We start from the raw sequence: 14,586 nt of genomic DNA, 5'->3' as shown, positions 1-14,586 counted from the left end.
GCCTAACCTCCCTGTACGACGACTCTTCGAAGCGCTTTACCCATCGCGTATTTGCCGATTCCGATTAATGCCGCGAGCCAAACAAGCTGGAGCGGGATCAGTTCAAGAGCCTCCCATTTAGAGATATGCCCCGAGTAAACGCGAAAAGGAAAATCCGCCGTCAGCCGAAAAGGAAGTACGTTCACGATAGACTGCAGCCATGAAGGCATTAGCGGAATCGGGATGACCATCCCCGCCAGAAATTCACCGATGACCCCAAACATAAGAAGGGAACCGGCGGCTGACATCGTGACGAAGGTAGAAATGTAAATCAACATGGAGATAGCAACCAGGATGAATAACCCCAAAAATAGCGTAACAGCAAATAAAGCAGCGGTAGTCAGATCGACCGGCATTGACAGTCGGTAAGCCTCAGGCAAGAAAACGGCGACGAGGAGAATGGGGAAGCAGCGTAACATGGCGCTCGCCAATCGCTGCGCAAGCAGCTTCGCATACCAGAAGCCGTATATTCCGCTCGGCCTGCAGAGCTCGTAAGCGATATTTCCGTTGGTAATGAGCTGAAACAGCTCGTTATCCCGGAACCATAACATAATGAACGAGAGAAAAGACTGCTGCAGCCATACATAGGTAATTAATTGCGGAAGCGAAATCGGTGGATGGACAAGCGCTTGGCTATAGAAAGCTTGGAATACCATAATGATGATGAAGCCCCAGAAAAATTGCGTCGCAATGCCGGCAAGCGCAGCCGAGCGGTACTGCATGCCGTTGGCAAGCCGCAGTCTGAAGACGGATACGTATGCCTTCATGTGATTTGGTACTCCTTGTACATTTGAACGATAATGTCATCGATCGACGGTGCGTTAATCGAAGATCCCGCTTCCGTAACAAGATTGCTTGGGGCGAATCGTTCGCGCAGCGTGTTCAAATTACCATCGTACAGCAGGCTTCCTTTGCCAATAAGGATAATCCGCTGCGCCAGCGCTTCGATATCGTTCATGTCGTGCGTGGTCAGAATAATGGTCACGCCTTTTTCTTTATTGATCGTCGTAATGAATTGTCTTACCGCAAGCTTGGAGATGGCATCGAGTCCGATAGTAGGCTCGTCCAAGAACAGGATGCTTGGGCTGTGCAGCAGCGAGGCCGCGATCTCGCAACGCATCCGTTGTCCGAGGCTTAACTGGCGCACGGGAGTATGGATGATGTCTTTCAGATCCAGCGTCTCGACGAGAAGCTTAAGATTGCTCTTATATTCGTTCTCTTGCACGCCGTAAATATCCCGCAGCAACTCGAAGGAATCTATGACCGGAACATCCCACCACAATTGCGAACGCTGTCCGAACACGACGCCGATGTTCTTAACATACGCGACGCGATCCAGCCAAGGCGTGTAACCCATGATCGTGCAAGTTCCCCGATCCGGGACGAGTATGCCGCTCATCACTTTAATCGTCGTGGACTTGCCCGCGCCGTTAGGTCCGATATAGCCGACGATTTCCCCTGGCGCGATGTGAAATGAAATCTCGTTTAACGCAGCCACTTCCGTATACTCCCGGCGAAACAACGATTTTACCGCGCTTCTCACCCCGGAACTCCTCTTAGCCACCTTAAAGCTCTTGCTAATTCCGCTAACCGTTATCAATTTTTTATCCTCCTGGATGGAATAAAAACGAAAGGAAGAAGATGGTATCACTAATAGGCAATCGGTGTCAATTGTTTTATTTTGTCAGGTTATTTTTGAGATTTTGAACGGTTAAAACCGCTTACATTCACCTCTATAATGAAGCAGTGACAACAAACTGTACTCTCACAGAAATGGATGAAAGGAGCTTACCCGATGAAATCCGGCATTAACCCAGCCAGCCGCCGCAAGGCAACACCTTCCCTACTCCGTAAAATGCTGATCCAAAAGGAGTTGCTCCTGATGACGGCACCCCTGATAACGCTGGTCATCGTGTTCAACTATATGCCGCTTTACGGCTGGATCATGGCGTTTCAGGATTACAAGGTCGTTAAGGGCGTGTCCGGCAGCCCTTTCGTGGGCTTCGATAAATTCGTTCAGCTGTTCCAAGACGACCAGTTTTTCCTTGTGCTCCGTAATACGCTCGTGATGGGTTTCTTGAACTTGATCGCCGGATTTATCGGGGCTATCGTGCTGGCTTTGGCTTTGAACGAAGTTCGGGTCAAGTGGTTCAAGCGTTCGGTGCAAACGATTACCTATATTCCGCATTTTGTTTCCTGGGTCGTCGTCGCCAACATCGCTCATATGTTTCTATCTCCAGACGGGGGTCTGCTGAACATCTTGCTGCAGAAAATCGGTATCATCGACCAGCCCTTCTACTTCATGGCCAAGTCGCATTGGTTTTGGCCGATCCACACGTTCCTCAGCTTCTGGAAGGAAGTCGGCTGGAGCTCCATCATTTACTTGGCGGTACTCAGCGGCATCAATCCGGATTTATTCGAGGCTGCGGACGTGGATGGCGCGGGGAAGCTGAAGAAGATGTGGCATATTTCCATTCCGGGTCTGATGCCTACGGCGATCATTCTGCTCACCCTGTCGGTCGGCTGGATTATCCAAAGCGGCTACGAATCCCAGTTTCTGCTCGGCAATCCGATCGTGCTCGATTACTCGGAAGTGCTCGACTTGTACGCCTTGCGGTATTCGTTCCAAATCGGAGATTACTCGATCGGCGCGGCTATCAGCATTTTTAAGTCGGTCGTCAGCATTCTGATGGTATTGTCCATTAACTATTTGGCGAAAAGAACCGGTTCCGGCAGGTTGATATGAGGAGGAGTGCAGCATGAGAAGCTTTAAAGCCGGGGACGCCTTCCTCAATACGTTCCTGTATGCGGGATTGGCCCTTTTCGGCGCGATGACGTTATATCCGTTCTTGAATTTGTTCGCAATCTCCTTCAACGATCCCCTCGATACGTTAAAAGGGGGAATATATCTTCTGCCCCGGGTCTGGTCGATGGACAATTACGGCATTATTTTTTCCAACGATCGGCTGCTGGGCGCGTTTACTCTGTCAATCGTCCGAACGGTAACCGGCACGGCGCTTGGCATCTTGTGCACCGCGATGTTTGCCTATGCGCTTAGTTTGAGGGAATTCGTTTTCCGCAATTTGTTTAACGGCGTTCTCGTTCTTACGCTTTACGTCAATGGAGGGCTGATTCCGACGTATTTGCTGATCAAGAACATCCATCTCATGAACAACTTTCTCGTTTATTTGCTGCCGTTGCTGGTCAACGCCTTTTTCATCATCATCATGCGCAGCTATTTCGAGAGCTTGCCTTCCGGATTGACCGAGTCGGCCAAGATGGACGGGGCGGGCCACTTTCAAACGCTGTTCCGGATTTTGCTGCCGATCAGCTTGCCGGTCGTAGCTACGATCACTTTGTTCGTCGCGGTGATGCATTGGAACTCCTGGTTCGACAACTACCTGTATGCGAGCCGGGCGAATCATCTCAGTCTCCTTCAGTATGAGCTGATGAAGATTCTGATGAGCGCGATGAACCAGTCCGCAGGCTCGCAAGCCCACGTCGGGGAAAGCACGGTCAGCGTCGTGACGCCCCAGGCGATTCGCGCCGCCATGACAATCGTCGTCACCGTACCTATTCTCGTCGTCTATCCGTTCCTGCAGAAATATTTTATCCAGGGGATGACCGTCGGGGCCATTAAAGAGTAATTTCATGACTTTGTATCTAAGGCGGAATGCCTTAAGATAAAACTAAGACAAGAAGAGGGGTAGTACGCATGCGCTTGAAAAAAGGGTTAGCCGGTATTGTTCTCTTATCTCTTATCGGATTTGCGGCGGCTGGCTGCGCCGGCAACAAGGGGAATGAGGGGGAAGCTTCCAGTTCCTCGTCCCAGTCCCCAACCCAATCCCAGGAATCCGGAAGCGCTTCTTCCGAGGCTCCCACGGAAAAGACCATCTACACGATGGGAGTAGAGGAAAGCAAACTGATCTGGGGCGGTTCGATTACGAAGAAGCTGACGGAAAAGACGGGCGTGGAACTGAAATACGACGCGGTTCTCGGCGATCTGTTCCAGAAGTGGGACATTTGGCTTGCGGCCAGCGACTACCCGGATATTATCCGGTTGGACAATGAGCATCTGCAGAAATACATTGACGCGGGCGCAGTCATTCCGCTTGATGAACTGATTGACCAGTACGGTCCGAATATCAAGGCGAAATGGGGCGACTCTCTCAACTTGCTCAAGCATGACGACGGCCATATTTATTCGCTTTATTCCGTCAACGCGACGAAAGAAGCTCCGGCCAATGCCAAAGCGGGATTCGTCGTTCAGTATGACGTGCTTAAAGAAGCGGGTTTTCCGACAATCAAGACGCTCGACCAATTATACGACGTCGTCAAAGCTTACGCCGCGAAGCACCCCAAGATCGACGGGAAAGATACGATCGCGTTCGGAGCGGCGATGAATTCCTGGACGATCAACGTCTTCTTCAATAACGCGGGCATTAGCGCGGCGGGGCGTCCCGACCATGGCAACTTTGTCGTCGAAGACAGCGGCGACGTGCATTGGAATCCGGTTTCGAACTACACGAAGGATTACTATAAATTCATGAACAAGCTGTTTAACGAGAACCTGCTCGATAAAGAAGCTTTCTCCATGGGCGAGCAAGAGCTGAAGGCCAAGATGGCCCAAGGCCGCGTGTTGGCGGCTTATGCTCCAAGCTGGTTCTCGAATCCTCCCGAAGCTTCGCTGCGGGCAGCGGAACTGCTTGACCGGCAGTATGCGCATATTCCCGTTTATTTTAACGAATCGGTCAGCGACCATAGCAACGCGATGACGATCGCCAATGGCGGGACGCATGAATGGGCCATTACGGCCAATGCCAAAAATCCGGAGAAAATCATTAAGTTTTTCGACTACCTGTTCTCCGATGAGGGTCAAATTCTCACCCAGTGGGGAATCGAAGGCGTACACTACGAACTGAAAGACGGTAAGCGGACGCAAACGGCGGAGTGGGTGAAGCAGAAATTGGCCGACCCGGACGCGATATTCAAAGAAGGCTTCCGCAGCGAATACACGGGTCAGGTGACCAACTGGTTCAGCATCGGAGACGGCGCGAAGCTGGCCGACGGCGATTTCGCCACGCCGATCACCCAAGAGTCGGTTCGCAGCGAATATGACGAGAAGACGTTGGAAGTTCTCGATAAATACGGAATTTCCACATGGGCGGACTTACTGCCGCCGGTCGAGAAGGTTCCCGCCTACTTATGGCAGCTGCCGCCTCCGAGCGACTCCAAATTCAAGGTTGTCGATCAGAAGCTGGACGATTTGCGCAGAAAAACGACGTCGCAGATTATTATGGCTAAGGATGATGCGGAATTCGAGAAGCTATTCGCGGCATTCGTAGCCTCAGCCAAAGACATCGGGTTGGATATGTACGAGGAGTCGTTCACGAAAATATGGAAAGACTATTTGGCCGAGTATAACGCAACGCTGAGTAAATAAGCTCGGTAGGTTTCCCCGGCCATGCGGTCGGGGATTCCTCAAGTGTTGGCGACCCTAAGGGAGGGATGGACGTGAGAATACAAACTCGATTATTCGTCGTTTATTTGTTTGCGGCCATCCTGCTGATGGGGTCATTAACTTATTTCCTGACCAAACGCAGCGCCAGCCTGCTGTTCGATGCGATTACCGAGACGAAGGCGCAGACGCTTGCTCAGGTTACCTCCAATTTGGACAACAAGCTGCAATCGTATGAGGAGACGGCCAATTCCTTTTACCTTAACCTTACGCTGCAGCAGGTGCTGCTCACGAGGTACCCTGACAAACGGGTAGCCTATCAAGCGTATTTCGACTATTTGCAGCCGTATTTGTTTAATCTGGAAGGCATTAAGGATATTTATCGCGTCAAATTTTATTCCGACAACCCGACGCTCACTTACGCCAACGTCACGATGATCGACGAAGAGGTCCGCAATGAGCCTTGGTATATTACCTTGAAAAACAAGCCGTCCGGAATGTATTGGACGAATTCGTACCGCATCCCGATGTCGAACGAACAGGTATTCAGCCTGAAGCAGAAGCTGGATTACTTAGAGCCCGGCACGGACCTGTACGCTTCCATTGAAGTAAGGGAGCGGGAGCTGTATCGGCTGATTGAAGAAGAAAGTCGCGGAGCCCGGTTATTATTCATTCTGAAAGATGGCCAAGTGCTGCTCGACAGCGGAGACCGTAATAAATCTATCCCCGAGCTTCAGGATTTTCCATTTGCCTCCCGGATTGGCGAAGGCAATGGCTTTTTCCAATTGGAGGACGAAGGCAGCTCTTCCCTGGTGCTGTATCGGCACTTAAACAGCCGGAGCGCGTTACGGGATATGAGGGTGATCATGATCGTTCCGCTTGATGAGTTGATGCCCAAGGTTGAGCGGATGCGGTGGCTGGCTTATCTGATGTTCGCCGCTTCTTGCGGCTTTGCCGCACTGCTCGTATACGGCTTATCCATTGGTTTGACGAAGAGGCTGACAAGTCTGGCGAAAAAAATGCGCACGGTCCATCAAGACCGATATCGCGGGTTCGTGGAAGTAAGCGGAAACGATGAGATCAGCCAGTTGGGCCGTATTTTCAACGAGATGGTCAAACAGCTGGAGACGCTTATCCGGGAAGTGTATCAGTCGGAAATCGACAGCAAAGATATGGCGCTGCGTACGCGCGAAGCGGAATTGTACGCGCTTCAGGCGCAAATCAATCCCCATTTCTTGTTTAACGTGCTGAATATGCTTCGCGCTAACCTGCTCGACCTCAAAGACGCCAAAAACGCCGATATCGTCGACATGATTGCCCGAACTTTCCGATTCCTTCTGCAAAATAAGGCCGAGCAAATAACCGTGCAAGAGGAACTTGAGCTCGTATCTACGTATTTACGGATTCAGAAGCTGCGTTACGAGCACCGTCTGCAATATCGCATCGAGGTGCCGGAAGCGGCGCTCAACCTGTATATTCCGAAGCTGACCTTGCAGCCGCTGGTGGAAAATGCTTTGATTCACGGCTTGGAAATGAACGATGAGCCGACATGGATACGGATTAGCGCAGTATTGGAGGAGCAATGCTGGAGGCTGACGGTTGAAGATGACGGGGTCGGTATCGATCCCGATCGGCTGCGAGAAATTAGGGAATGGCTGAACGACGAACAATCCGTTTTATCGGGAAGTCATATCGGCGTGCGCAACGTGCATTTCCGGCTAATGGCGACGTTCGGTCCGGAAAGCGGTCTTGAGCTTAGCAGCAACGGCAAAGGAACGAAGGCCGAATTTACGGTGCCGATTGCTGCGGAGAACGCGGAGCTTAATCAATTAAACGAAGGAGACGATCAATGATGCTGAATGTGCTTATTGTGGATGACGAGCCCGCCGCGCTGCGATCTCTCCGAAATTTGATTCCGTGGGAGCAATACGGATTTCGCATCATCGAAGAAGCTTCCAATGGCGAAGAGGCGCTCGAGTCGTTCCGCAAGCGATCAATCGATTTGATTATAAGCGATATTCGAATGCCTAGAATGGACGGCTTGCATCTGATTGCAGGCGTTAGGGAGTTTTCCGAAGTGCCGATCATTTTGCTTAGCGGTTACGGGGAATTCGAATATGCCCGCCGGGCGATGCAACTGGGCGTAAAGGATTATTTGCTTAAGCCGGTGAGCACGGATGAGCTGAAGGAGAAGCTGCTGGCCGTTAAGGTCGATATCGAGAATGAAGCGATGGAGAAGAAAAAGTGGTACCAAGGAATGCCTCTCGTACGCGAACAGTTGGTGCGGCGCTGGGCGCGCGGATTGCTGATCGACCCTTCGGCATTCAACGATTTCAAATGGTGGGCTCAGGAGGGCGGCGAGCCGTTCTGCGTATTTATCGTGGAGCTTACGGATTTGCTTCAGGCCCAAAATACCCTCTCGCGGGCGGGAATCCAGCTTAGAAGATTTGCCGTTCGCAATGTCGTAGAGGAGCTGTTCGGAAACAACGGGTTATTGTTCGAGGAATCATTGGAACGCTTCGGCATCGTGTATATGGCTAACAAGAAGGAGATTGGAGGAGAGAACCTCTGGGAGAAGGCCCGGCTTATGCGAAGCGAGGTTGCTCAGTATGCGAAAGCCGAAATAGCGGTTTCCATCGGGCCGATCGTGTCTTCCTTCGAAGACGTGCCCGGTTCCTATGAAGCGGCGCTTGAAGTGCTGAACAAGCAAAGCTTGCTTCCTGCCGCCGAATCGATTTGGCTTGCGGACCGGGTGCAGCAGAGCACCGACAGCCACTATTTGCTTGTCGAGGAAGTGAAGCAGATCGTTAAGGAACGTTATGCGGCCAATCTCGAGCTTAAGCAAATTGCGGCGGAACTATTCGTTAATCCGAATCAGCTCGGCCAACTGTTCCGTTCTTACGCGGGAATATCTTTCAAGGATTATTTGCTGCAGAAACGGCTGGACGCCGCCAAGGATTTGCTGATGTTCACCGACAAGAAAGTGTATGAAATTTCCCAAGAAGTCGGATTTAAGGAAATCGATTGGTTTTACAAGAAGTTCAAACAATATACGGGAAAGAGCGCCAATGAATTCCGCACGGAAATGGAATAAAGGGCATATGGAGCTGCAGAAAATCGGTTGATTATGGGGGAGTGGCAACGATGTATTTTGGAGCTTGTTATTACGCGGAGCAATGGCCTGAGGAACGCTGGGAGCGAGATATCTCGTTAATGCGCGAGGCCGGGTTTAATCTAGTAAGACTGACGGAATTCGCATGGAATAAAATAGAGCGGTCGGAAGGTCAATTTACGTTCGATTGGTTGGACAGATTGATCGAGATGTTCGGTTCCGCGGGAATACAAGTCATTCTCGGAACGCCGACCGCCAGTCCGCCGAAATGGATTATGGACCGCCATCCGGATATGTACAAGCGCGATATGTACGGACATGTTCGCGGATTCGGCACCCGAATGCATTATTGTTTTAATAACGCGGATTATCCGAGCTATATACGCAAGCTCGTCGGCGCTATGACCGAACGGTATAAAAATAATGCCAACGTCATCGGATGGCAGATTGATAATGAATTCGGTTGCGTAGATACGACATGGTGTTATTGCGATACGTGCAAAGCGGCATTCCAAGGCTGGCTCAAGCGCAAATATTCCACAATAGACGCGTTAAACGAAAGTTGGGGCACCGTCGTATGGAACAATATGTACAACTCGTTCGAAGAAATCGAGACGCCCAAGCTTACCGTATACCAGCTTCATAATCCGGGGTATCAATTGGATTTTCGGAGATTTTCCTCCGAAGCCGTCTGCCGGTTCCAGGATATTCAGATCGGCATTATCCGCAGCGCCGCCCCGCACCAGAAAATCACGCACAATATGATGGGCACCTTTAATGAAATTGACTATTACAAGCTGGCCAAACCGCTGGATATATCAGGGCTTGACGTTTATGCGAATTTCCCGGACAACGAGCCGATTAATCCTTACACTCCGGCGCTGCACCACGATATGACCCGGGGCTTCAAACAGGCGAATTATTGGGTTCTCGAGCATCAAAGCGGTACGCCGGGAGCTCATATTCTGAAAGTTACGCCGAAGCCGGGAGAGCTGCGGAGATGGACTTATCAATCGATCGCCCACGGAGCGGATGCGCTGCTGTATTTCCGCTGGCGTACGGCCGTCGCCGGAGCGGAGCAGCATTGGCACGGCATTTTGCAGCATAGCGGCGTTCCCGGCCGCAAATATGATGAAGTCCGCCAGGTCGGAGCGGAACTTGCCAAGTTGGCGCCACACTTGGACGGCAGCATTGTGTGCAATCAAGCTGCCATTATCCGCTGTTTCGATAATGATTGGGTGTTCGATATTCAGCCGCATAATCCGGGTTATAAGTACCTCCGTCAAGTGAAAAACTACCATCGCTATTTTATAGAGAAACATACGGGCGTTGATGTCGTCTCGCCGACAGCTGATTTCACCAAGTACAACTTCATCATCCTGCCGCATCTCGCGCTTGTTGACGATGCTCTCGCGGACAAAATCTATCGTTACGTCGAGATTGGAGGGACGGTCGTCATGGATTTCCGGGCGGGCGCCAAGCTGCCGGATAACCGCATGCGTTCCGAAGTGCTGCCGGGACCGTTCAAAAAGCTGCTCGGAATCGAAATCGACGATTACGGAATCATTCCGGAAGGTGAATCGCAGCAGCTGCAATTCCTAGATGGGAAAGGTGTCTCCTCAGCTGGCTATGCATCAAGCATATGGTACGACGTAGTAGACAACAAAACGGCAGAAGTCGTCGCCGAGTTTACGTCCGATTATTTCGCGGAATGTCCCGCGGTAACTTGCAATGCCTATGGCAAAGGGAAGGCCTATTATATTGCAACGGAGCTAGACGCTTCCGCCCGAACCCGGCTGCTCGATAGAATCTGCAAGGAAACCGGAGCGCTTCCCGAATGGAATGTCGATCATCCCCTAGTCGAAGTCACCGTGCGCAGGCGGGAAGAGCAAAACATTTATTTCGTCCTGAATCATTCTAACGATCTGGTCAGTTTCACCCCTCCGACGGGAAGCGTGAATCTGTTTACAGATGAACCCTTAGCGACCGAGGTGGAATTGGAACCAAATGGAGTCCTTGTATTTAGTAATTCTTTAGTATAGCACTTAGATTATTGCCTCTTATTTTGTTTCATCTCTTGTCTCTTCTCTTTCCTCCTCCTGCCCCAGCCCATAAGTGGTTGTTGCAATGGAAAATGGAAGGAGCCGAAAGGCAGGGAGCGATGATATCTCTCGGAAGAGTGCAACGTCCGCCTCTGTAAACCCTTTGCCACCTTTTCTGCATTTATCCATCAGGCAAAGGGTTTACAGCAAGCGGCTGGAGAGAGATATCATCGCGTACTGCCGCATACAGCTCCGTCCAACGCCCTCATTCAAAACCACTGTCCATTTTTATCCCCCCATAGTGGGAATAATAACTTATACCGCCCAACCCCGCGCTTTATAATAAAGGTATATCGATTAGTTGCCGCTATCCAGTCCCTAGAGCTTCCTCCTCCTGCTATAATGAAGTCACATTTCCCGAGAGGACGGGCGCCGACAGATGAGTTTGAGCAAACGCATTTTCGCCGCATTTTTCGCTTTTATTATCGTTCCTTTGTTCGTGCTTGGCAGCGTTTCTTATTTGGTATTCCAGAAAGTGACCGAGGAAAAATACGCGGAGCAGACGGAACTGACGTTGAAGGCGATCGGACGGAATATCAATAACATGATCAAGGAAGCCAATTATTTTTCCGATTTCTGGGTTACGACGGAAGATAGCGTAGAGAGCTTGAAACAATCGCTAGGAGGCCTGGATCCGAATAGCGGCAACACCCCGGCAAAAAGCAATGCCGATTACGATGAACTGCTGGAGAAGGAGCGGTTGCGCCAGCGTGTGCTCCTAACTTATCCGGGCATTAAATCCGTTACGTTGTATCGCAATGACAACCGTCAAGTCAATGTTAACTTTACTAAAGATACTCCGATTCCTCGGGAAGTTCTGGAAAGCAACCCGATCTATGCCGAGGTTTTGCGGAAATACGGGGCTCCGGTATGGGTCGGGCCTAACGAGGATCGGGATTTGACGGGCGAAAATAATTTTTTCACGCAAATCCGGGTATTGCTTGATATTGACACGCTTACGAGCAAAGGCGTGCTGGTGACGCGGTTTCAGATGAACGAGTTAAGCCGGATTTTCAGCTTTTACAGCAGCCAAGGCAAGCTCGACAGACGTTTTCTCATTGTCGGAGGCAATGGCAAAGTTATATTCGATAACGAGTCGGAGGCGGAAGGAAGGTATGTATCCGATCTCGTAGATACGACGGCTAAGGGTATTAACTTGGAAAGCTCTGAGGCGCAAAGCAAAACGTTGTCCTTCGATAGACGCAAAAGCCTCGTTTCCGTGCAGGACTTGCAATTGCAGCGCCTCGGCGTCGGGGATTGGAAATTGGTCATGGTCACCTCCTGGCAATATTTATCCGGCGACATGATCGTCGTATTACGTTGGATGGCGGTCATCACGTCTATCTCACTCATTCTCGCGCTGGCCTTTAATCTCATGTTCGTCCGTCGTACGGTTACTTTTATCGTGCGGGTTGTAAGAGCTATGCGCCAAGTGGAGCGAGGCGATCTCTCGACGCGCGTTCAGATCGTCGGCAAAGACGAGACGACTACGCTAGCCAGAGGCTTTAATAGCTTGGTAACCCGGATAGCGGAGCTGCTCGAAGACGTGAAGCAGGAGCAGAGGCGCAAGCGCAAAGCGGAGATGGCACTGCTGCAGGCGCAAATTAAACCGCACTTTTTGTTTAATGCCTTGGAATCGATCAACATCCTCGCGGTGCAGAACGAAGGCCGCAAAGTAAGCAAAATGGTGCAGAGGCTAGCGAATATTTTGCGAATCAGCATCCAGCAAAAAGAAGAAATAACGATCGAGCAGGAGCTGGAGCATTTGACAAGCTACCTGGAAATCCAGAAGTACAGATTCGAAGAATTGTTCGAATATACGATAGACGTTCCTCAGCGGCTCATGGGAAATCCAATCTTGAAATTGACGCTGCAGCCGCTTGTCGAGAATAGCATCCAGCATGGGTTCGAAGGGATTGATTACATGGGACGAATCCATGTGAGCGCCCGGGAAGAAAAAGATAATATCGCGATATATATTGAAGACAATGGGATCGGCATTTCACAGGAACGGTTGGCCCAATTCGCGACTAGCGGCATGACCTCCTTGCAGGAAATGTATGAGGAATCCCCCGAAACCGGTGAACGTCGCGGGCTTGGCGTCGGTAATGTAGCCGATCGTCTGCGCATTCATTACGGAAGCGGGTACGGGCTCATTCTTTGCAGCGAGGCAGGTCAAGGAACCGTCATCAAATGCCTGATACCAAAGGTTACGGGGGAGTGATTGCTATTGAGGCTTAAAGCGATGCTCGTCGACGACGAAATCAATATTTTGAAAAACCTGCAAGCCGTCGTTCCTTGGGACGAACTCGACATCGAGCTCATCGGGACGGCCCGCAACGGCGAGCAAGCTTTGGAGTTGGCGCGTGCGATGCGACCGCAATTAATATTGTGCGATATACGGATGCCGGTCATGGACGGGATCGAGTTTCTTGGCGCTCTCCGGGAGTTCGACACGGAAGCGGAAGTGATCATGTTGACGGGTTATCAGGATTTCAGCTACGTACGATCGGTTATTCGCTATGAAGTGAAAGATTATATTCTGAAGCCGATCGACTACGAAGAGCTTGCGAATACGATCAAGCGGCTTGCGGACGGCATTCGTGAAAGAAGCGTTGAGCAGCAGTCGATGCAGCAGGAATGGAAGCAGGTTTTTCATCTCGCCTACGAGAAGGTGCTGTACGACAGACTTGTCGATCTCGGAGGAGGCTCGACCCGGCCCTTCCTGAAGCTTCATGAGATGGAAGGGGAGAATTTGACGTTCGCAATGATGCTGGTCGATGTCGCCGACTACTCCAAACGGGAAAGAACGTGGGACGATAAAGAACGTAAGCTGTGGAATTTTGCCATTCACAATATTTTGCAGGAAAACCTCGTATCGTTCGGCGTACCTCATTCCGTGCTGCAGGTGCGAAGCGGGGAATGGTGCGTGCTTATCGAAAGAATGGCTCCGGATCTGTACAATCGCGAGCAGAGCCTGGAATGGGCGGAAAAGCTGCGGCATGCGGTACAAAGCTATCTCAAGCTGAGCATCCGCATCGCGCTGCATCCATCGGAAGTTTCCTTAGAGCAGTTGGCCAGAACTTATAAAAGCTTGCAACGCTCGCTTAACTTGTCCCCGTCCGCGGAACTCGGGGTCATCGTTTCCGAGAAAATCAGAGGCAGTACCGAACCTTCGCAGCAGTTGTGGGATCGGATAGAGGAAATGGTCACGGGTTTGAAGAGATGCGACCGCCGCCGCACCGAAACCGCGCTGAAGCAGCTTAACGACAGCTTCCGTTTGCTTCCCGAAACTTCTTTCGAGCGGGTCGCGCCGATCGTCCATTATTTGTGCATTCATCTTCTGCGGGAAATGCGGGCGATGGAAGTGATGACCCGCGAGGAAGAGATCGCCATCTGGCGTCAGATCGATCAGCATCACGGCATTCGCGAAACGCTGCTCGTTATTAATCGGCTAGTCGACCAATCGATCGAAAGCGTCATGAAGAAAAAGACGAGCGACGTGCTCATGTTATCGGCCAGAGATTATATCGAACGCAACCTGTCGACAGAGCTCAGCATTGATATGCTCGCTGATTACCTTGGCATAAGCGGAAGCTATTTCAGTCTGTTATTCAAGCAGCATGTTGGAGAAACCTTCGTAGAATACGTGACGAAGCAGCGCATGGAAATGGCAAAGTCTTTACTCGCCTTAAGCGACAAAAGCGTCACGCAAATCGGCCAGATGGTCGGTTACTTGGAACGTCGTTATTTCACCAGGGTGTTCAGCAAATATACGGGCATGCTTCCGTCGGAATTCCGCGAGCGGCACCAGAATCAAGGCGGCAAGGAAGCGGAATTGCCGGCATGGGCGATCCACGATGAGTGACGGGGGA

General features: G+C 51.0%; 10 protein-coding genes. 8 read left to right on the top strand and 2 right to left on the bottom strand.

What is annotated here, in order from left to right; translation table 11 throughout:
- Positions 1–2 precede the first annotated feature (2 nt).
- Positions 3–806: an ABC transporter permease gene (locus K7P76_RS15135; RefSeq protein ID WP_232186145.1), complete on the bottom strand. Its 804-nt coding sequence runs from the start codon at positions 804–806 to the stop codon at positions 3–5.
- Positions 803–1,639, bottom strand: a complete 837-nt coding sequence (locus K7P76_RS15130; RefSeq protein ID WP_232186144.1) for an ABC transporter ATP-binding protein — start codon at positions 1,637–1,639, stop codon at positions 803–805. Before K7P76_RS15130 ends, K7P76_RS15135 begins: the two co-directional genes overlap by 4 nt.
- A 195-nt stretch (positions 1,640–1,834) precedes the next feature.
- Here K7P76_RS15130 and K7P76_RS15125 point away from each other — a divergent pair, with 195 nt between their 5' ends.
- The 8 genes from K7P76_RS15125 to K7P76_RS15090 all read left to right on the top strand — a co-directional run bounded on the left by K7P76_RS15125 (position 1,835) and on the right by K7P76_RS15090 (position 14,579).
- A complete protein-coding gene (locus K7P76_RS15125; protein ID WP_232186143.1) occupies positions 1,835–2,785 on the top strand; it encodes an ABC transporter permease in 951 nt (316 codons plus the stop codon).
- Positions 2,786–2,798: 13 nt separating this feature from the next.
- On the top strand, positions 2,799–3,686 hold the full coding sequence (locus tag K7P76_RS15120; RefSeq protein WP_232186142.1) for a carbohydrate ABC transporter permease: 888 nt from the start codon (positions 2,799–2,801) through the stop codon (positions 3,684–3,686).
- Positions 3,687–3,754: 68 nt separating this feature from the next.
- A complete protein-coding gene (locus tag K7P76_RS15115) occupies positions 3,755–5,482 on the top strand; it encodes an extracellular solute-binding protein (protein ID WP_232186141.1) in 1,728 nt (575 codons plus the stop codon).
- A gap of 71 nt (positions 5,483–5,553) precedes the next feature.
- Entirely contained in the window at positions 5,554–7,350 is a 1,797-nt protein-coding gene (locus K7P76_RS33455) for a sensor histidine kinase (protein WP_232186140.1), read from the top strand.
- The gene (locus tag K7P76_RS15105; protein ID WP_232186139.1) at positions 7,347–8,591 is read left to right on the top strand and encodes a response regulator transcription factor; all 1,245 of its coding nucleotides are present in this window, start codon (positions 7,347–7,349) and stop codon (positions 8,589–8,591) included. The genes K7P76_RS33455 and K7P76_RS15105 overlap by 4 nt, the downstream gene beginning before the upstream one ends.
- A gap of 50 nt (positions 8,592–8,641) precedes the next feature.
- Positions 8,642–10,651 carry a beta-galactosidase gene (locus tag K7P76_RS15100; RefSeq protein ID WP_232186138.1) on the top strand — a complete coding sequence of 670 codons (2,010 nt, stop codon included), beginning with the start codon at positions 8,642–8,644 and terminating at the stop codon, positions 10,649–10,651.
- Positions 10,652–11,090: 439 nt separating this feature from the next.
- The gene (locus K7P76_RS15095) at positions 11,091–12,935 is read left to right on the top strand and encodes a sensor histidine kinase (RefSeq protein ID WP_232186137.1); all 1,845 of its coding nucleotides are present in this window, start codon (positions 11,091–11,093) and stop codon (positions 12,933–12,935) included.
- A gap of 6 nt (positions 12,936–12,941) precedes the next feature.
- Positions 12,942–14,579, top strand: coding sequence for a response regulator (locus tag K7P76_RS15090; RefSeq protein ID WP_232186136.1), 1,638 nt, complete (start codon positions 12,942–12,944; stop codon positions 14,577–14,579).
- Positions 14,580–14,586: the final 7 nt, after the last annotated feature.

Source organism: Cohnella silvisoli, from assembly GCF_021190915.1.
In the GTDB taxonomy this organism is placed as follows: domain Bacteria; phylum Bacillota; class Bacilli; order Paenibacillales; family Paenibacillaceae; genus Cohnella; species Cohnella silvisoli.
The sequence above is the reverse complement of the archived record's forward strand: the minus strand, read 5'-3'. Positions and strand labels throughout refer to the sequence as shown.